Origin of the sequence: Proteus sp. HMSC14B05 (assembly GCF_001808035.1) — a bacterium.
Classification (GTDB): Bacteria; Pseudomonadota; Gammaproteobacteria; order Enterobacterales; family Enterobacteriaceae; genus Proteus; species Proteus mirabilis.
In genome coordinates, this window is record NZ_KV791997.1 from 113,745 (window position 1) to 132,123 (window position 18,379).

The 18,379-nt window shown below is 40.6% G+C and carries 17 protein-coding genes; 7 read left to right on the forward strand and 10 right to left on the reverse strand.

Annotated elements, in window-relative coordinates:
* The first annotated feature begins 109 nt into the window (after positions 1-109).
* From HMPREF3129_RS13405 to HMPREF3129_RS13420, 4 genes are all read left to right on the forward strand, one after another.
* Entirely contained in the window at positions 110-1,237 is a 1,128-nt protein-coding gene (locus tag HMPREF3129_RS13405) for a glycosyltransferase family 4 protein (RefSeq protein ID WP_004249755.1), read from the forward strand.
* 138 nt (positions 1,238-1,375) lie between these two features.
* Positions 1,376-2,377 carry a glycosyltransferase family 9 protein gene (locus tag HMPREF3129_RS13410; RefSeq protein ID WP_012368652.1) on the forward strand — a complete coding sequence of 334 codons (1,002 nt, stop codon included), beginning with the start codon at positions 1,376-1,378 and terminating at the stop codon, positions 2,375-2,377.
* A 3-nt stretch (positions 2,378-2,380) separates the two neighbouring features.
* Positions 2,381-3,487 carry a glycosyltransferase family 4 protein gene (locus HMPREF3129_RS13415; RefSeq protein WP_036919452.1) on the forward strand — a complete coding sequence of 369 codons (1,107 nt, stop codon included), beginning with the start codon at positions 2,381-2,383 and terminating at the stop codon, positions 3,485-3,487.
* Positions 3,484-4,662 (forward strand): glycosyltransferase family 4 protein, encoded by a 1,179-nt coding sequence (locus tag HMPREF3129_RS13420; protein ID WP_017826991.1) that lies wholly within the window; start codon positions 3,484-3,486, stop codon positions 4,660-4,662. Before HMPREF3129_RS13415 ends, HMPREF3129_RS13420 begins: the two co-directional genes overlap by 4 nt.
* Here HMPREF3129_RS13420 and rfaL read toward each other — a convergent pair.
* Positions 4,655-5,923 (reverse strand): O-antigen ligase RfaL, encoded by a 1,269-nt coding sequence (gene rfaL, locus HMPREF3129_RS13425; RefSeq protein ID WP_049219324.1) that lies wholly within the window; start codon positions 5,921-5,923, stop codon positions 4,655-4,657. The two genes, HMPREF3129_RS13420 and rfaL, sit on opposite strands and share 8 nt — an antisense overlap.
* A 121-nt stretch (positions 5,924-6,044) precedes the next feature.
* Between rfaL and mutM the strand changes: the two genes are divergently transcribed.
* Positions 6,045-6,869 carry a bifunctional DNA-formamidopyrimidine glycosylase/DNA-(apurinic or apyrimidinic site) lyase gene (gene mutM, locus HMPREF3129_RS13430; protein ID WP_004249937.1) on the forward strand — a complete coding sequence of 275 codons (825 nt, stop codon included), beginning with the start codon at positions 6,045-6,047 and terminating at the stop codon, positions 6,867-6,869.
* Here mutM and coaD read toward each other — a convergent pair.
* The 6 genes from coaD to rfaQ all read right to left on the reverse strand — a co-directional run bounded on the left by coaD (position 6,866) and on the right by rfaQ (position 12,779).
* The gene (coaD, locus tag HMPREF3129_RS13435) at positions 6,866-7,351 is read right to left on the reverse strand and encodes a pantetheine-phosphate adenylyltransferase (RefSeq protein WP_004246474.1); all 486 of its coding nucleotides are present in this window, start codon (positions 7,349-7,351) and stop codon (positions 6,866-6,868) included. The genes mutM and coaD overlap by 4 nt on opposite strands.
* Positions 7,341-8,120, reverse strand: coding sequence for a glycosyltransferase family 2 protein (locus HMPREF3129_RS13440; RefSeq protein WP_036908582.1), 780 nt, complete (start codon positions 8,118-8,120; stop codon positions 7,341-7,343). The genes coaD and HMPREF3129_RS13440 overlap by 11 nt, the downstream gene beginning before the upstream one ends.
* Positions 8,120-9,397, reverse strand: coding sequence for a lipid IV(A) 3-deoxy-D-manno-octulosonic acid transferase (gene waaA, locus HMPREF3129_RS13445; protein WP_004246472.1), 1,278 nt, complete (start codon positions 9,395-9,397; stop codon positions 8,120-8,122). Before waaA ends, HMPREF3129_RS13440 begins: the two co-directional genes overlap by 1 nt.
* Positions 9,398-9,478: 81 nt before the next feature.
* Positions 9,479-10,582 carry a glycosyltransferase gene (locus HMPREF3129_RS13450; protein ID WP_049219326.1) on the reverse strand — a complete coding sequence of 368 codons (1,104 nt, stop codon included), beginning with the start codon at positions 10,580-10,582 and terminating at the stop codon, positions 9,479-9,481.
* On the reverse strand, positions 10,579-11,712 hold the full coding sequence (locus tag HMPREF3129_RS13455; RefSeq protein WP_049236080.1) for a glycosyltransferase family 4 protein: 1,134 nt from the start codon (positions 11,710-11,712) through the stop codon (positions 10,579-10,581). Before HMPREF3129_RS13455 ends, HMPREF3129_RS13450 begins: the two co-directional genes overlap by 4 nt.
* Entirely contained in the window at positions 11,712-12,779 is a 1,068-nt protein-coding gene (rfaQ, locus tag HMPREF3129_RS13460; protein ID WP_049199802.1) for a putative lipopolysaccharide heptosyltransferase III, read from the reverse strand. Before rfaQ ends, HMPREF3129_RS13455 begins: the two co-directional genes overlap by 1 nt.
* Positions 12,780-12,938: 159 nt before the next feature.
* Between rfaQ and HMPREF3129_RS13465 the strand changes: the two genes are divergently transcribed.
* Positions 12,939-13,901, forward strand: coding sequence for a polysaccharide deacetylase family protein (locus HMPREF3129_RS13465; protein ID WP_070487070.1), 963 nt, complete (start codon positions 12,939-12,941; stop codon positions 13,899-13,901).
* 47 nt (positions 13,902-13,948) lie between these two features.
* On the opposite strand, the gene rfaC is transcribed toward HMPREF3129_RS13465, so the two are convergent.
* The 3 genes from rfaC to rfaD are packed head-to-tail and all read right to left on the reverse strand — an operon-like array spanning position 13,949 to position 16,905.
* Complete coding sequence (gene rfaC, locus HMPREF3129_RS13470; protein WP_070487073.1) at positions 13,949-14,908, reverse strand: lipopolysaccharide heptosyltransferase RfaC; 960 nt, start codon at positions 14,906-14,908, stop codon at positions 13,949-13,951.
* Positions 14,905-15,957 (reverse strand): ADP-heptose--LPS heptosyltransferase RfaF, encoded by a 1,053-nt coding sequence (gene rfaF, locus HMPREF3129_RS13475; protein ID WP_004249926.1) that lies wholly within the window; start codon positions 15,955-15,957, stop codon positions 14,905-14,907. Before rfaF ends, rfaC begins: the two co-directional genes overlap by 4 nt.
* Positions 15,958-15,966: 9 nt before the next feature.
* Complete coding sequence (gene rfaD, locus HMPREF3129_RS13480) at positions 15,967-16,905, reverse strand: ADP-glyceromanno-heptose 6-epimerase (protein WP_004246462.1); 939 nt, start codon at positions 16,903-16,905, stop codon at positions 15,967-15,969.
* Between the two features lie 267 nt (positions 16,906-17,172).
* Here rfaD and HMPREF3129_RS13485 point away from each other — a divergent pair, with 267 nt between their 5' ends.
* The gene (locus HMPREF3129_RS13485) at positions 17,173-18,372 is read left to right on the forward strand and encodes a glycine C-acetyltransferase (protein ID WP_049236074.1); all 1,200 of its coding nucleotides are present in this window, start codon (positions 17,173-17,175) and stop codon (positions 18,370-18,372) included.
* The last annotated feature ends 7 nt before the right edge of the window (positions 18,373-18,379 follow it).

The window sequence follows — 18,379 nt, forward strand, 5'->3', positions numbered from 1 at the left end:
TTTTTGTTATCTGGCTTGCGCTAAGTATAACAAAGTAAAGCTATTATGATCTTTATTGACTCTTTCGTTATACTAGTGCCCTTTTTATCTATCGAGTGAATAGTTGCAGATGAGTAAATCGGTGTTATCTATCTTACATACAGAGTCGTCTTGTGGTTGGGGTGGTCAAGAAATCCGCATTTTGACAGAATCTCAAGGCATGGTGCAAAGAGGGCACCATGTGACACTGGTTTGCTGTCCAAACTCAAAAATTGCCAAAGCAGCCCCTGACTATGGTATTGAGGTTGTCACATTACCGATTGAAAAAAAACGCGGATCTGCACTGATGGCATTGCGTAATTGGTTAAAAGTCCATCGTCAGCAATTTGATGTGATTAATACCCATAGCTCGACAGATGCTTGGTTAGTTGCGCTATCTTGTGCTTCATTACGCCACTCTCCCGCCATAGTACGTACTCGCCATGTATCTACCGATGTATCACGTTCACTGCCCACGCGTTGGCTCTATCTGTCTTCAAGTGCCCATATTGTCACTACTGGTGAAAAATTACGCCAAACCTTACATCAATATAATCGTTTTCCGCTTAGTCAAATGACCTCAGTTCCTACGGGGATCGATTTAGAAAAATTCTCGCCACAAAATAAACAGCAAGCACGAGAAAAAATAGGTGTGCCTAATAAACCTACATTAGGGATTGTGGCAACAATGCGGGTATGGAAAGGACATAAATACCTAATAGAAGCTTGGAAAACATTGCATCTACAATTTCCTGACTGGCAACTACTTCTCGTCGGAGATGGTCCACAACGTAAAAATTTACAACCGATGGTTAAACTTGCAGGGTTAGAAGAGAGTGTCTTTTTCTTAGGCAACCGCAATGATGTGCCGGATTGCTTAAATGCAATGGATGTATTTGCCTTACCCTCTTTTGGTAACGAAGGGGTGCCACAAGGTATTATGCAAGCGATGGCTTGCGGATTACCGGTGGTATCAACCACAGTAGGTGCAATTAGTGAAGCGGTGATTGATGGTAAAACCGGCTTTACATTGGCACCTAAAGTACAAGAAACCTTAATTAATTACCTTGCTAAATTAATGGCCTCTGATGAGTTACGTCAACAAATGGGGCAAGCGTCATTAGCCCATGCCAAAGCTCAGTTTGGTTTAGATAACATGCTAGATAAAATGGAAAAAATATTTATTAACGCCATTAGCCTTAAAGATAAATCACGATAATTGATATCCAATAAAGTCGCTAAGGGCTAATTATCCTGTATCTGATGTTATATTTTCATTCTGTTTATGAATATTTGTAATGCTTTTTAGTGTATAGTCTGGAAAGTAAATGTATCATTTAAACTAAATAAAAAGTGTATGGATCCAAAAAACATATTGGTTATAGCAATTGCGCGTTTTGGTGATACGTTACTGATCACGCCGGTGATCCACGCACTAAAAGAGCGTTGGCCGAATGCGCGTATTCATGTATTGGCGCATAAACGCAGTGCCTGCATTTTGCAGCACAATCCTGATATTTTTAGTGTTAAGCCTTTCTCGAAAAAGCGCGCCCGTTGGCGAGGATGGTTACCCCATAAACCTTATGATTTAGCTTTGGTATATGGAAATGATCATTCATTAGTGCAGTATGCCCGCCGTCAATCACAACATGTAGTGGCTTTTGCTGAAAATAACCAAAAGCAATCAGACATAACATGGGTGGCTTACCCTAAAGAGTTAATGGTGGCACAAAAAGAGCGTGCTTTATTAATTAATGCATTAGGAATTTACCCAACCAATTGGCAATTACGCTACTCTATTAGTTCAGAAGAAAAGCAATTTGCCCAACAGTTTATAGAGAGTAATGCATTAATTAATAAGCACATTATTGGCTTACAATTACAAAGTTTTCCTGCCAAAGCTTACCGCGATTGGCCTATAGAACACTTTTTGCAGTTAGCCAAACAGATAATGACTCATGACGAGCAGGCCTATTTTCTGTTATTAGGTGGGAAAGAGAGCCAACAAGTCGCCATTGAACTGGCGAAAAAAATAGGTACTGAGCATTGTTTGGCATTAGCAGGGCAAGTTTCTATGCGCGAAAATGCTGCCATTATGGCGCATTTGTCGCTCTATATCGGGGTTGATACAGGGCCGACGCATTTAGCTGGCGCGTTAGGTATTCCGATGGTAGCCATGTATCACAGCTATCATCCCGGATGTTATTTAGCGCCATTACAACATTCATGTTGTCATATTATCCAACATCCTATTGCGTTAGCCGATGCAAGTCGTGAAGATAGTATGTCTGATATTTCTGTCGCCAATGTTTGGCATGCCGTTAGCGATATTTTAAATGGAATAAAGGTGAAACAGTAACTCATGAAGATTGGCTTAATTGATGTCACAATCACAATGTCTTATGGTGGGATCCAAACCGCAGTATGGGAGCTTGCCAAACAGTTACATGATGCGGGACATGAGGTACATCTTTATGGGGGCAATGGTGATGTCAGGCATGAACTAGCAGGCCGACAAATTCATATTCATACCTATCCTTATACACCAAGAGAGAAAGTTATCGATCTCGGTGGTCGTTTTCGTCGTATTGTTGAACGTTATAGTTTTGCTCGCTATGCTAAACAAGATGTTATTCGACAAAATTTTGATTGGGTTATTTTAACTAAGCCGTTTGATTTCTTTTGGCCTGCAATGATGCCCAAATCTTGCTCGACACGTTTTTGTTATATGAGTGGTGGCACCAGCTTTTTTAAAGGTGATCGTAAACTGGCGAAAAAAATCTCTGCTTGGGTTGCGTGTAGCCATTTTAATGCTTGGCAAATTCAGCAGCATTTTAAACAATTTCCTGCGGTTATCTATAATGGTGTTGATATGGCAAAGTTTAAGCCTATGACAACATCTTTGCGCCAACAGCTCGGGGTGAGTGAGCCTACATTTTTATTGGCATTTGCGGGGCGTGTAGTCGGTTGGAAAGGCTTAAGTGTTGCTATTGATGCAATAGCCCAATTGCGAGATGAAGACGTTAAGTTACTGATCATCGGCGCGGGGGATGCGCTGGAACAATTAAAAAATAAAGCGATGGTAAAAGGTGTTGCTGAACAAGTTATTTTTCATCAACCCGTTGAGCACGCAATGTTACCTGAGTTTTATGCCGCTTGTGATGCAGGGGTTTTCCCAAGTATCGGCGATGAAGCATTTGGGATCACCATTGCAGAAGCAATGGCATGTGGAAAACCGGTGATTGCCAGCTATATCGGCGGTATTCCTGAGGTGGTAGGCAATGAGCAAAGTGCAGGATTATTGGTAACCCCAGGTGATGTAACCGCGATGGTGAAAGCCATCAACCATCTTCGGGCATTGCCGGATAGAGGTAAAGCAATGGGCGAAAATGCACGCCAACGCATTGCTTCTCACTATACTTGGCAACATTCAGCACAACGATTACTACAGGCATTAAAAACAGAATGATGAAAATCGCCTATCTTGATCCTTATCCCGTTCCCGATTTGCGTGTGGCTTCATTGCAAATATTGCAAAACGTTGATGCGTTTGCCCGTGCCGGTGCACAAGTGACGCTAGTCACCCCTAAAGGACAGTATCGAGATAGCGATATTCTCGGGCGTGATATTCATAACAATGCGCGGTTAATTGCGCTAAGAGATATCAGACGTAAATGGTATTTTCCCTTTAATTCGCAAAAGCTATTTTCATTACAAATTGCACGTTGGTTAAAACAACACCCTGTTGATGCACTATTTACGCGTAATTTAAAACTGGCCTGCTATTTGGCTGAGAACCATGCAGATATTCCGCTTTTTTTCGAAAGCCATGAGATTTTTGCGCAATCTTTTGCAGAGTCGCACTCTTTTGAAACGAAAAAAAATCGCCTGAAATACCATAAACTGCTAAAAATGGAGAAGTTGGTATACAGTCGCGCAACGGCAGTATTTGTGCTGACCTCGCTGTTAAGGGACGATATTATTTCGCAATATCAAGTAACCACGCCTATTACTATTGTACCCGATGGGGTGGATTTATATGCCGCAGATAGCAACAAAGATAGCCATAGAGATATAACCGCTACGACCAATAATGTAACAGAGGTACTTTATCTAGGTAGTTTGCATAAATGGAAAGGGATCCCCACCATGATGCGAGCGATGAAATATCTGGATAACGCTAGACTGAATATTGCTGGTGGAACGGCTGAGCAAATTAAAGGGCTGCAATTGCTTGCTAAGGAGATGGATGTAAAAGAGAAAGTTAACTTTCTTGGTTTTATCGATCCTAAACAACGCTTTCAGGCGATTGCTCAACATGATATTTGTGTGCTGCCTTTAACCTTAACCAGTATCGGTAGTCGCTACACCTCTCCGTTAAAACTGTTTGAATATATGGCGATGAGAAAACCGGTGGTTATTTCAGATTTTCCATCAATTCGTGATGTGGTGGATGAAAAAGCGGTGAGTTTTGCTGATAGTGGTGATGCGCAGAGTTTTGCCCAACAAATTAAATTACTAAGAGAAGAGCCACAACGTACCAGTGAGAAAATCAATCACGCCCGCTCATTAGTTGAAAATTATTACAACTGGGATAAACGGGCAGAGACGATTTTACATACCATCAATAAACTGATTAGCTAACGGATTTATCTTCTTGGGTCGGTGTCGCTGAGGGCTGATTTAATAATGAATAGCGCAATGCTAACATTAACCCTAATAAAATACCCACTTGATTAATATAGGCATTTTCAAATAATCCACGCAGTACATAAACCCCTAAAAACGACATTAATAACACCAGCGCTGCTTGGCGAATAATTCCCTGATTCTTGCGGATCAATTGAATACCTTGAGCGATAAAAGACGCGCAGAAATAGAGTAGACTTATTAACCCCAAAATACCGCCGGCAAACCAGAAAGCTAAAAATACATTATGGGGACCAATGGATTTTTTAAAGACCCAGTTTTTATGCTGTTTTACTTGCTGATTATAAACATTATGATAAAGCTGATTACCATAACCATAGCCTTTAATAGGTTGTTCTAAGATTAAATCTAAGGCTGAGCCTTGGGTACCACCATCAAATCTTAGTCCGCTATTGGTTTGGGTTAATTTGAATTGGAGGGTTCTATTAAAATAATCATTTGCAGGTAGTAGTTTAGCTAAAAATAGTAAAACTACACATATGATTAGGCTTATAAAAATTAATCTATATTGTTTATTTATTATAAGCATCAATAGTGTAGTAATTATTAATGCAACCCATGCACCTCGAGCTAGAGTTCCTAGCATTATGAACAAAAATAATGAACTAATAATGATTAGTAATAACCAATTAATAGTATTATAAACTTTTTTTAATGCCCATGATGATATGATTATAGGAAAGAAGAAAAGTAAACTATAAGAAATGTCTCGATGAAATTTTTGACTTTGCCATGTAAAAGGCCAAATACCTTTCTGATATTCCAAATAATACTGCACCAACTCCTTTGCCATAATCACTAATAAACCCATGGCGAATGATACCATCACCATCTTTGCAATTGCTATAGGAGTTTCTTTATACAATACAATGGGAAACGCAATAGCAAAGAGCAGTAAGCCATTTAAAATCGGCTTATTCATCTCCTTTAGACTCAGTGCTGGCTCTACGGAAATCACCACTGAATAGCCAATGGCGAGCAATAAGAAAAACAGCGCATAGGCGAGATTATTTTTAAAAATCTGACCAATAGTGCGAAAATCACGCACCAGATACCAAAGTGCCGTTGCACCAATTAGCCCCATCACTATATTTTTATAGCGAGTGATATCGGGTAAGTAGATCAATATAATGTAAAGTCCAATAATGGATAAATTCCACAAAGATTTTTTACTATCGTCTTTAAACAACATCATAATAAGCTACCACTGTCCTTTATGTTATATTGCTCTAGCGGTTTGTGGGGATGAATGGCTCATCATACAATAAAAATGATGTTATCGCTGTATTTCTCAAGTGACAATAATGGAGTGACTTGTGCCAGAATTACCAGAAGTTGAAACCAGTCGCCGAGGTATTGAGCCTCATTTAGTGGGCAATATCTTGCACTACGCGATAGTGCGTAACAGTAAATTACGTTGGCCTGTTTCTGAAAAAATCAAAACCTTGCTGGATGAACCGATTTTAAGTGTTAAACGGCGCGCTAAATATCTGTTAATTGAATTAAATCAAGGGTGGATCATTGTTCATTTAGGCATGTCCGGCAGTGTACGTATCTTGCCAGAAGAGCAGCCTGAAGAGAAACACGATCATATTGATTTAGTGTTTCGTGATGGCAAGGTACTACGCTATACCGATCCGCGTCGTTTCGGTGCATGGCTATGGTGTGAAGATTTAGCCACCAGCTCCGTATTAGCCCATTTAGGGCCAGAGCCGCTTTCGGCGCAATTTAACGCGCAATATTTATATCAACAGAGCAAAAATAAAAAAATCGCCATCAAACCATGGCTAATGGATAACAAGCTGGTGGTGGGTGTTGGCAATATTTATGCGAACGAAGCACTCTTTTCATCAGGGATCATGCCAGATAGAAAAGCCAGTAGCTTAACCGAGCAAGAGTGTGACGTATTGGTTAATGCCATTAAAACGGTATTAACTCGCTCGATAGAGCAAGGGGGAACCACCTTAAAAGATTTTCTACAATCTGATGGTAAACCAGGTTATTTTGCCCAAGAGCTATTTGTCTACGGGCGCAAAGATAAAGCGTGCTTAATTTGTGGTCATACTATTGAAAGTATTAAGCAGGGGCAACGTAGCACTTTCTTTTGCCGACATTGCCAACATGGTGAGATAACCGATTAACGCTTACCGAGTTTTTGTAGCATTGCTGTAGCAACCACTTCAGGTAAAAAAGTCGATACATCGCCGTCATGACGTGCCACATCTTTGATAAGTGAAGAAGAAACAAAAGAGAGATTTTGTGAAGGTAACAAAAAGACACTATCGAGATCTGGGGCAAAATGACGGTTCATATTCGCCAGTTGCCACTCATATTCAAAATCAGAAACCGAGCGTACGCCACGGATCAAAATGGTCGCTTGCTGTTTTTTAGCAAAATTCGCCATTAGCTCACAAAAGCCGACAACTTCCACATTCGGCAGGTGTTGGGTGACTTCTTTTGCTAAAGCGACACGCTCTTCTAAACTAAACATAGGGTTTTTACGGGCACTGGCGGCAATGGCTAATAACACCGTGTCAAACATACCCGCAGCACGAGTGAGAATATCAATATGCCCATAGGTGATGGGATCAAAGGTTCCAGGGTAGATAGCTTTATTTTTCATATTCACGGTTTTTCCGGCTAAGTTCCCATAATGAGGCGTATTTATTAAAGGTATACTGTGCATTAACAAATGCCAATATTAATCCCTGTTTTCCATCTAAAATACCCATTCTCAGTAACCAAGTTTTAAAAAACGCCCCCAGCGTATGGCTAATAATGGCGCTATAACGGGTGGTTTTACCTTGCTGATTGCGCTCTTGTGCCCATGCTTTAGCGTATTTTAGCTGTTTTTGTTGGAACTCGATTAAATCACGACAAGTAAGATGCAGCAGATCCCCTGGTAAAGTTTTAATGGTTGCACCCTGGGTTTCTAATGATTCATGAACCAAATTATCATTATATTGATACTGCTCACGAGCATAAAGGCGGGTTACTTTATCGGGATACCAACCACTATGTTTCATAAAACGGCCCATAAACAGGTTACGGCGAGCACAATTATAAACCACACCCGATTCAGGTTGTTGTAACACGGCTTGAATACTGGCTTTTAACTCAGGGGTAATACGCTCATCACTATCAATCATAAAAATATAATCGCCTGTGGCGTATTGCTGTGCTAATTGTCGCTGTTTACCAAACCCCGGCCATGGGGTGTTGCTAAATACTTTAGCCCCTTTTTCACGGGCCAATTGGCAAGTTGCATCGTCGCTCCCTGAGTCTAAAACAATAATTTCATCAGCCCATTGTACCGAGTCTAAACATGCTTCAATAACATCCGCAACGTTTTTACTGATCATCACGACCGAGAGACGTTTATTTTCACTCATCAATGACTCCGAGGTGGCAGATAAGGAGAGAGTAAGGTTAATAAGCGCAATAACGCCCCTTGATTTTCATGAAGTACCTCAACGGCATGGTGTCCATAATAGCGGCGATAATCTTCATCATTGAGTAATGAGGCGATAGCCGTCGCCATAGAGTCACTATCAGTGACGGTAATTAGTCCTTCAGCTTGGTCTAACTTGGCACAGATATTTTTAAAATTAAAAGTATAAGGCCCCATTAATACCGGAATGGCATGGGCTGCGGCTTCTAATGGGTTATGTCCACCGCGCTCGACTAAACTGCCTCCAACAAAGGCCAGATCAGCAATACCATATAGCAACATTAACTCTCCCATAGTATCGCCTATCACCACTTGGGTTTGTGCATCGGGAATAGCATCGCTACTGCGTAGGGTATATTTAAAGCCAGCCTCTTGGGTAAGTTGCTCTGCTTTTGCAAAACGTTCTGGATGGCGGGGAACTAAAATCAGCAACAGTTGAGGAAATTGTGCCAGTAATTTTTTATGGGTATCTAAGACAATCGCCTCTTCCCCTTCATGGGTACTGGTGGCTATCCAGACAGGGCGATGTGCTGCCCACTGGCGACGTAGTGCCACGGCTTTAGCGGCGAGCTCAGGGGTGACCGAGATATCAAACTTTAAGCTACCGGTAATATGCAGATGTGAGCGTTTTAGCCCTAAAGCAATAAAACGTTCGCCATCTTCCTGATTTTGGGCAGCAATTAAGGTAATTTTTCTCAGCATCGTTTTGACAAAACTACCTAGTTTTTGATAACCCGCTGCTGAGCGCTCTGATAAGCGAGCATTAGCAATAATCAATGGGATTTTGCGACGATAAAGCTGTGAGATAAGATTTGGCCACAGCTCTGTTTCCATGATGATCACCAATTTAGGATCAACCGTTGTAAGAAAACGATTAACTGAGCCGGGTAAATCATAAGGAAGGTAGACATGGTACACATCGTCACCAAATGCAGAGCGTACGCGCTCTGAGCCTGTTGGTGTCATGGTGGTGACGGTAATAGGTAAATCGGGATAATGGTGGCGTAATGCACGAACAAGAGGTACAGCGGCAAGTGTTTCACCCACTGAAACGGAGTGTAATAAAATGCCATGAGGCGCGACTTTGCCTCGACAAAAGCCATAGCGCTCACCCCACCGTTTGCGATAGGCGGGTGCTTTGCGGCTGCGTAATAAAAGACGTAGCCAAATCAGAGGTTGAATAAGGTAAAGAAGTACCTGATATAAACGCAACAACATGCTATCAAATTCACTTATCTGGACGAAAGCCTATAGTACCACACTGTGTAGGAGAAAGTGTGTAAAACAAGTCGGCGTGTATTACGGAATTAAAGCGATATACTGCTTTAAAATATGGTTTATTTCAAATTTTGCATAAGATGATGGCAATATTTGAGGTGGTGCGTAATAAGCGAGACGTAGTTTATCTGCGAGTGAGTCTGCATCCATATCTGAAAGATAGTTAGTCAGTTCGTCTGTCATAATTTCACTTACGCCACCAGGGCAACGAGTGCTTACAATGGGCGTTCCACAGATAAGAGCTTCAATTAGTACGGTTGGTAATCCTTCACTGTCAGAGCTGAGTGCAACAACTTTAGCACCTTGAATGATAGGGAGTGGATTGGCGATAAAACCCGCTAATATGACTTTTTCATTTAAATTGAGTTGGGCAATTTGCTGCTGTAATTGTTGCTTAATAACGGGAGTACCTTCTCCTAATAGAATAAGTTGACAAGGTATATTGGCTTTAGCGAAAGCATTTATCAATCTATCTTGTCGTTTAACTTCATGGAATCGCCCAACATGCAAAATATACGCTTTCCCTGCAAACGGGTTAGGTTGTGAGGCTTTATGTTGGATCTCCATAATATTAAATGGGTTATAAATTGTTTTTAATTGCTGTGCATCGACGCCAATAGCATGTATTAAATCGTCTTTTACCGCATTAGAAACACAAATAAGGTTTTTATCTTTATAAACTCGCTGAATTTTCTTCTTTTTTAACCAATAAGAGAAACCCGATTTATTACCAAGATAAGATTGTGAATAGATCCCATGAATACAGTACCAAACATTACAATGTCTTAGTTGTTTCGCTCGACAAACAATACGGTCTGTCTTATGTAAATTAGAAAGTACCAATGCAGGACGACCTTTTTGTGCAAAAAGTCGCGTTAATACCTTATCAAGAGATTTTGCTCTGCGAGATATCTCTGTTAGTTTTCTAAAAATACCTCGGTATTCATCATGATCAACAATATAGTCAATAAAATCAGGTAATTCATACGCCAATTTATTATGTAAGGATAAAAGAGTGACTTGATATCCTTGCTGATGAAAACCATTAGCCAGCCTGAGCGTGACATTTTCAGCGCCACCACCTGGTAATCCATCAATAATAAAAAGTATATGTTGTTGATTCACAAAGTTAATATCCGTTTATAAAGTGAAATAAGCTCGTCTGATAATCGCTTCGGTGTATAGGGGAGGATAGTTTCTCGCGCCACTTGCGACATTTCAGACCATGCTGAGTTTGTTGGAATTTGCACAATTGCCTCTGTTAATGCAGGAATATCTAACGCATCACAAACAAACCCATTTTTACCATTTTGAATAAATTCTGCACCACCACAACTGGTTGAAGTGATCACAGGCAAACCACATGATAACGCCTCAAGAATAACATTGGGAAACGGATCGTAAAGCGTTGGTAGTAATAAGGCATCGGCTATTTGATAAAAGTCGAGCGTCTTTTTTTGCATACCCAAAAAGAAGATACGCTGTCTACAGCCTAATTGTGTTGCAAGTTGTTCATATTTTGGCTGATTTTTATCACTACCTACGACAAGTAAGATTGACGATGTATTGGCAATGGCTGAAATAGCTGCAGCTAACCCTTTTCGTTCAAATCCCGATCCTACATAAATAAAACAAGGCTTATCTTGAGGGATATTATACTGTGTTTTTAAGCGCTGTTTTTGAGAATTTGTTGCTGGTACAAAAACATTATGGTCAATTGCATTATAAATAACAGATATTTTATCGGCAGAGAGGCCAAAATCCGCAATAATTTCCTTTTTCACCATCTGTGAGTTACAAATAACTTGTTTTAACGCTGGATCAGCATACATCTGTTGTTCTGCATTCATCACATAACGGTGGTATCTATCATAAAGTAACCAACGTCCTTTCCAACGAGGTAATATTTTCTGTCGTTGTAATAACCAACGACGATGTACGCCATCACCTGCACGAAAAATATCACATCCCGCGATACGCTCATGGCTTTGTACAATATCAAAGTGGTTTTCTTGCCAGCATGCTCTAGCCGCTTTAGCAAAACCAGACTCCCGACTAATACGACCATATTTTTTGGGGTTGCATAGATGTATATGCCAATCAGGATGGGTATCACCCTGCCATTGTCGAGTAATGACGTTAAGTTCTAGTGCATCACTAGATAAGGCATCAAGTGCACGTGCGATAAAGCGCTCAGCACCGCCATCTGGACGGTATTTTTGTCTAACAATGGCTAATCGTAAAGGGGCATTCATTAGCTTAAGTACCTTTTTGCTGCATTAAATACAGCATCAACGGGAATAGCAGAAAGATAACGTTGTTGTGTATCGGTTTTTATTTGATCTGGGTGGGGGATTTTAGCGTAATTACCTGCCCAAATAGTTTCTCCAATGGCTTGCCAAGGATGCCAATGCTCTAGTTTTGATGGGCCAAAGAGTGCGACTAGCGGTGTTTTTAATGCAGCCGCCATATGCATAGCTACAGAATCAACACCAATAAAAAGAGCCGCATGATCAATTAATGCCGCAAGCTGAGAGAGTGATGTTTTTCCTGCTAATACATTAATTGATGTTTTATCAGGACACTGAGCTAAAATATTTTCTATCATCTCAAGCTCTTTCGCTTCTGGCCCTGATGTTAACACAATTGAGTAATTATCTTGCTGAAGCTGAGTAATTAATGTCGCCATTTTATCTTCATTCCAACATTTAAAAAACCAACGAGAGGTTGGTTGAATAACAATATAGTTTTTAGGGATATGATGCTTTTTAATTGTCTCTTCTAACCATTGTTTATCTTGGTGGCTATATGCCATGGTAACATCAGAAATAATTGGTACATTAAGAGGGGCTAGAATAGAAAGATTTTGCTCTACAGTGTGTAATTGTCCATGCTCTGCAGTAGGGACAATAATGTTATGACATTTTTGCCAAAACTTACTATTTTGCCGTTTTTCAAATTCAAACCCTAGGCGCACTGGGGCTTTGGTAACTAAGGCGAAAATAGCGGCTTTCCATTGGTCAGCTAAATTCACCACTAAGTCATATTGCTGTTTTTGTAAGATTTTCCCTAGTTGCCACTCTTTTTTTAATCGTGTGAACTTACCTTGATATTTCCAATTTCGGTCAAGATAAAAAATATGATTTATTAATGGATTATGTTCAAGCATCGGTAATGTTTCTTTGTATAATAAAACATCAATCTTTGCATTAGGATAAGCTGATTTTAACGAATTAATAACAGGTGTCGTTAATAACATATCTCCATGATGTTGAAGTTTAATAACCAGTATTCTGTTAAATGATTGATTTATATTATTCATAATTACTTTAGCTTCAATGAGATACTTTAATTGTAAACAAATCCGTAGAATGCATCTACCATACCTTGTTTATATTATTTGAATTGACGTTTTCTACTGCGTAACATAAGTCAATTGATACAATTATGAGCCTATAATCCATAAGTTGACGGGGAATGCATGAAAAAACCAGCATTTATTATCACATTAGATACCGAAGGCGATAATCTTTGGGAAAATGAGCATAACATTACTACGCAAAATACGCATTTTTTACCCCGTTTTCAGCAACTTTGCGAACGTTTTCAATTTAAACCCGTTTGGCTAACCAACTATGAAATGGCAATAGATGAAGCCTATATTGAGTTTGCACAAGATGTGATAGCCCGTAACACTGGGGAAATTGGTATGCACCTTCATGCATGGAATAGTCCCCCAATTGTTGCGTTAACGGACAATGATCTTCATTATCAGCCTTATTTAATTGAATATCCCAAATCGCAGATGCGCGACAAAATTGCCTTTATGACTGACTTACTGGAAAATAAATTACAAACAAAAATGTTAAGTCACCGTGCTGGGCGTTGGGCATTTAATGAAACTTATGCGCAGCTATTGATTGAATTTGGTTATCAAGTCGATTGCTCTGTCACACCCAAAGTCGATTGGTGTTTTACTAAAGGTGATCCGGCACAATCAGGCGGTACAGATTACAGTAATTTCCCAAGCCATGCGTACTTTTTGGATGTTAATGATATCAGCAAAGCAGGGGATTCAACGTTACTTGAAGTGCCAATGAGTATTCAATATAAACATTCCCCTTTTATGAATAAAATTAAGCAAGGGTACGATAAGCTAAGAGGTAAACAACGCTCACCTTCAGTTAATTGGTTACGCCCTAAAGGGGGAAATGCACAACAGATGATTGAAGTGGCACAAAAATCTTTAGCCCAAGGTCACTCTCATATTGAATTTATGTTGCACTCTTCAGAGTTTATGCCTGGTGGAAGCCCTACTTTTAGAACAGAACAAGATATTGATGGCTTATATAATGATTTAGAAACACTATTTAATTTCTTACAAGATAAAGTACAGGGAATGACATTGGCTGAGTATTATCAAAATAAAGTGCAGGCAAAATAAGATGAAGAATAACACCCTAAAAGATAAATAACTTTTAGGGTATTGGGTTAAATCTTAAGTATATTAAAAACCTTTTGAGGCGTGATCTCCCCAATATCCCCACCTGCTGCTTTTAACGACCTTTGTGCCTTACCATAACCGCCGATTAATCCCGGATCGGTAGGGCCAAAAAGGGTAATATTCGGCTTATCTAAGGCTGCGGTTAAATGGCTTAATCCGGTATCGACAGAAACGACACTTTGCGCTCCAGCAATCACTTGAGCTACTTCTGCGAGCGACATTTTGGGTAATACATCAACATAGTCAAAACCTTGTGCAAGGCGTATTGCACGCTGATGTTCATGCTCTGCACCCCAAGGTAGTTTGATACGCAAATCTGAATTCGCCAATAATGCAATTAACTCTCGCCAATGGGCTTCGGGCCAATGTTTCTCATCACGGGTAGTGGCGTGTAAGAAGACTAAATAAGGGCGTTTATCAATAGCGGGTAATGAGAGAAAATGCTGTGCTATACCATAGTCCCCTTGAGTAGTGGGGAGTGGGTAATTAAGGCTGAGGGCAAATAGCTGGCGGATACGCTCTACCGCATGCATTTTTTTACTGACATTGTGGCGAATATTATAGAAAAAACTCGCTAAAGGCTCTCTAGCACTTTGACGAGAATAGCCGTGTTTAGTGCCTTTCGCATAGCGTGTAACTAAAAAAGCGCTTTTTAGTAAACCTTGGGCATCAATCACCGCATCATAGTGATGTGCTTGTATCGCGTGACGAAATTGTGCACGCTCAGCGCGAATAGGCGCACTAAACCAGTTTTTACGCCAACGGCGTATTGCGACAGGAATAACGGTATCAACAGCTGGGTGCCAGCTTGGAATTTGTGCAAAACCCTCTTCAACGGCCCAATCAAAACAGATCTCAGGATATGCTGCTCTTGCATCAGTTAATGCTGGTAGGGTATGTAGTACATCCCCCATGGAAGAGGTTTTAACAATCAGTACCCGCTTCATAGCGATGGCTCCGTAGCGAGTAATTGCTCGAGTTCGCTAAAGACTTGTTCCGGTTGAATGTCGATTAAGCTTTGGTGATAACCTTGTTCAGCATCGCCTTTACGCACTTTGTGATAGCCAGTAATTAAACGAATAACACGGGCTTTATCGGATAACGGGGGGGTAAAGTCGGGACTACTTGGGCCATAAAGTGCAACTAATGGACGCTCTAATGCTGCGGCGACATGCATTAAGCCAGAATCGTTACTGACCACGGCCTTACAAGCGGCAATGAGGTTAACGGCTTGCTCAAGAGAAGTATCACCGGCCAGATTAATACAAGCTGCTTGGGCATCGGGGGTTAAGGCGTGTTTGATCTCTTCCCCTGCAGGCTTATCTTTTTGTGAACCGAATAAGAAAATCTGATAGCCATATTCGCTAATAAGTTTCTGGGCTAATGTCGCGTAGTGGTAATGAGGCCAGCGTTTAGCAGGACCAAATTCCGCCCCCGGACAAAAACCGATAGCAGGGCGCTGTGTAGATAATGAAAAGTGCTTAAGTGTGGTAGTGATATCTTTGTCAGAAACAGCCAGTTTTGGCCATAATAACGGCTTTGGTAAATCAGCGGCTGAATGTACCTGCTGTTTATCGTAAGCTAGCGCGACATAACGCTCTACCATTAATGGAAATGCAGCTTTATCCAATGGGCGTAAATCATTTAATAATCCATAACGCATTTCTCCTCGCCAGCCAGTACGTTTAGGAATAGCGGCAAAGAAAGGCACTAAAGCGGATTTAAATGAGTTAGGTAAAACATAAGCATGAGTATAACCTTTGGCTTTTAGTTGTTTACCTAAGCGGCGACGCTCACCAATTGCTAAGGCACCGTGACCTAAAGGCATAGCAATGGCATTATCGACCTCAGGCATTTTCTCTAATAATGGACGACACCAAGCGGGTGCCATCACATCAATAGTTGCCGCAGGATGTAACGCTTTTAATGTACGATATAGGCTTTGGGACATCATCATATCCCCAACCCAAGAAGGCCCTACCACAAAAATTTTCATAAACCGCGATTACTTATCCTGATTTAACCATTGCATATAAAGAGCAACACCTTCTGCGACCGTTTTAAAAGGGGCGCTGTAGCCTGCTTTGCGTAAATTTGTCAGATCAGCTTGTGTAAAGGCTTGATAACGACCTTTGAGTTTCTCAGGGAATTCAATATGTTCCACAGAAAGCTCTTTATCGTTATGATAAGCAATAACTGCATCAGCCACGGCTTGGAACGATTCTGCGCGGCCGGTACCACAATTATAAATACCGGAGACATTGTTGCGCCAGAACCATAAATTAACCGCAGCCACATCACCCACATAAATAAAGTCACGTTGGAAGGTTTCACTACCTTCAAATAATTTGGGATTTTGCCCGTCATTGACTTGTGTATTTAAATGGAAGGCGACACTGGCCATACTGCCTTTATGCCCTTCACGGGGGCCATACACATTGAAATAACGGAAACCACACACCATAGATTGTGCTTCAGGTAAAATTTGGCGCACATATTCATCAAATAAGAATTTAGAGTAGCCATAGACATTAAGTGGGGCTTCATATTTTCTTTCTTCAATAAAATGATCAGTACGGCCACCATAAGTGGCAGCAGAAGAGGCATATAAGAAAGGAATTTGGCGATCGAGGCAATAATGCAATAACTCTTTAGAATATTGATAGTTATTATCCATCATATATTTGCCATCCCATTCGGTAGTAGAAGAGCATGCTCCTTCATGGAATACGGCATCAATATCACCAAAATCATCACCGGCTACAATACTGGCAATAAAGTCTTCTTTATCCATATAGTCAGCGATATTAAGATCGACAAGATTCACAAATTTTGTGCCATCTTTTAGGTTATCAACCACTAAAATATCGGTATAACCTTCATCATTTAATGCTTTAACAATATTGCTGCCGATAAAACCTGCACCGCCAGTGACGATAATCATATGGCTACCCCTTTATATAAAATCTAAAAATTAGCTCTGCAACTATAATAACACTGAACAGCGTGAACGGTAGCATTCATCATAGAAGAGTAGAGTGAAATTCTTGAAAATCGCAGTGATGATTAGTGATCTTAATTACATAAATAACATTATTTATTTACATTTGTCGTTTTTAATCGAACAAAAGCATAAAATAAGAAACAATAATGATTATATTATAGTCAACTCTAGCTCTTATCTCTTTTCGTCTCTGCCTTAGGAGAAAGCATGTCTACTCACTCTTTCTATCAACAAATTAATCAACAACTCGAACAAACACGTCAAGATGGCTTATTTAAAAATGAGCGGATCATCACTTCTTCGCAAAGTGCCGATATTGCGGTTGCTGATGGTAGTCATGTTATTAACTTTTGTGCCAATAACTACTTAGGTTTAGCTAACCACCCACAACTTATTGCAGCGGCGAAAGCGGGAATGGATAGCCACGGTTTTGGTATGGCGTCGGTGCGTTTTATCTGCGGAACGCAAGATCTACATAAAACATTAGAAAAGAACATCGCTGAATTTTTGGGTATGGAAGATGCCATTTTGTACTCCTCTTGTTTTGATGCCAATGGTGGGTTATTTGAAACACTGATGGGATCTGAAGATGCAATTATTTCTGATGCGCTAAATCACGCATCGATTATTGATGGTGTTCGTTTATGTAAAGCCAAGCGTTATCGCTATGCCAATAACGATATGGTGGCGTTACGTGCCCAACTTGAACAGGCCAAAGCAGATAATGCCCGCCATATTATGATTGCCACCGATGGGGTGTTCTCTATGGATGGGGTGATTGCTGATCTAAAAAGTATCTGTGATTTGGCTGACGAATATGGCGCATTAGTGATGGTGGATGACTCGCATGCGGTGGGTTTTGTCGGCGCACAAGGGCGCGGTACTCATGAGTATTGTGATGTATTAGATCGCGTCGATATCATCACAGGAACATTAGGTAAAGCTTTAGGTGGCGCATCGGGTGGTTATACCGCAGCTCGTAAAGAAGTGGTGGAGTGGTTACGTCAACGCTCTCGTCCTTATCTATTCTCAAATTCTTTAGCCCCTGCAATTGTGAGCGCCTCTATTGCAGTTTTAGATATGCTGAAATCAGGGGATGACCTGCGCGCTCGTTTATGGCGTAACGCAGCACTTTTTCGTGAAAAAATGACGGCAGCAGGTTTTACTTTGGCGGGGGCTGATCACGCGATTATTCCTGTGATGTTAGGAGATGCCAAATTAGCGCAACAATTTGCAGCACGTTTACTTGATGAAGGTATTTATGTCACTGGCTTTTTCTACCCAGTAGTACCACAAGGGCAAGCACGTATTCGTACACAAATGTCAGCGGCACACACCCCAGAACAAATTGAACGTGCTGTTGCTGCATTTATTAAAATCGGTAAGCAACTTAATGTGATTGCATAAGGTTCTA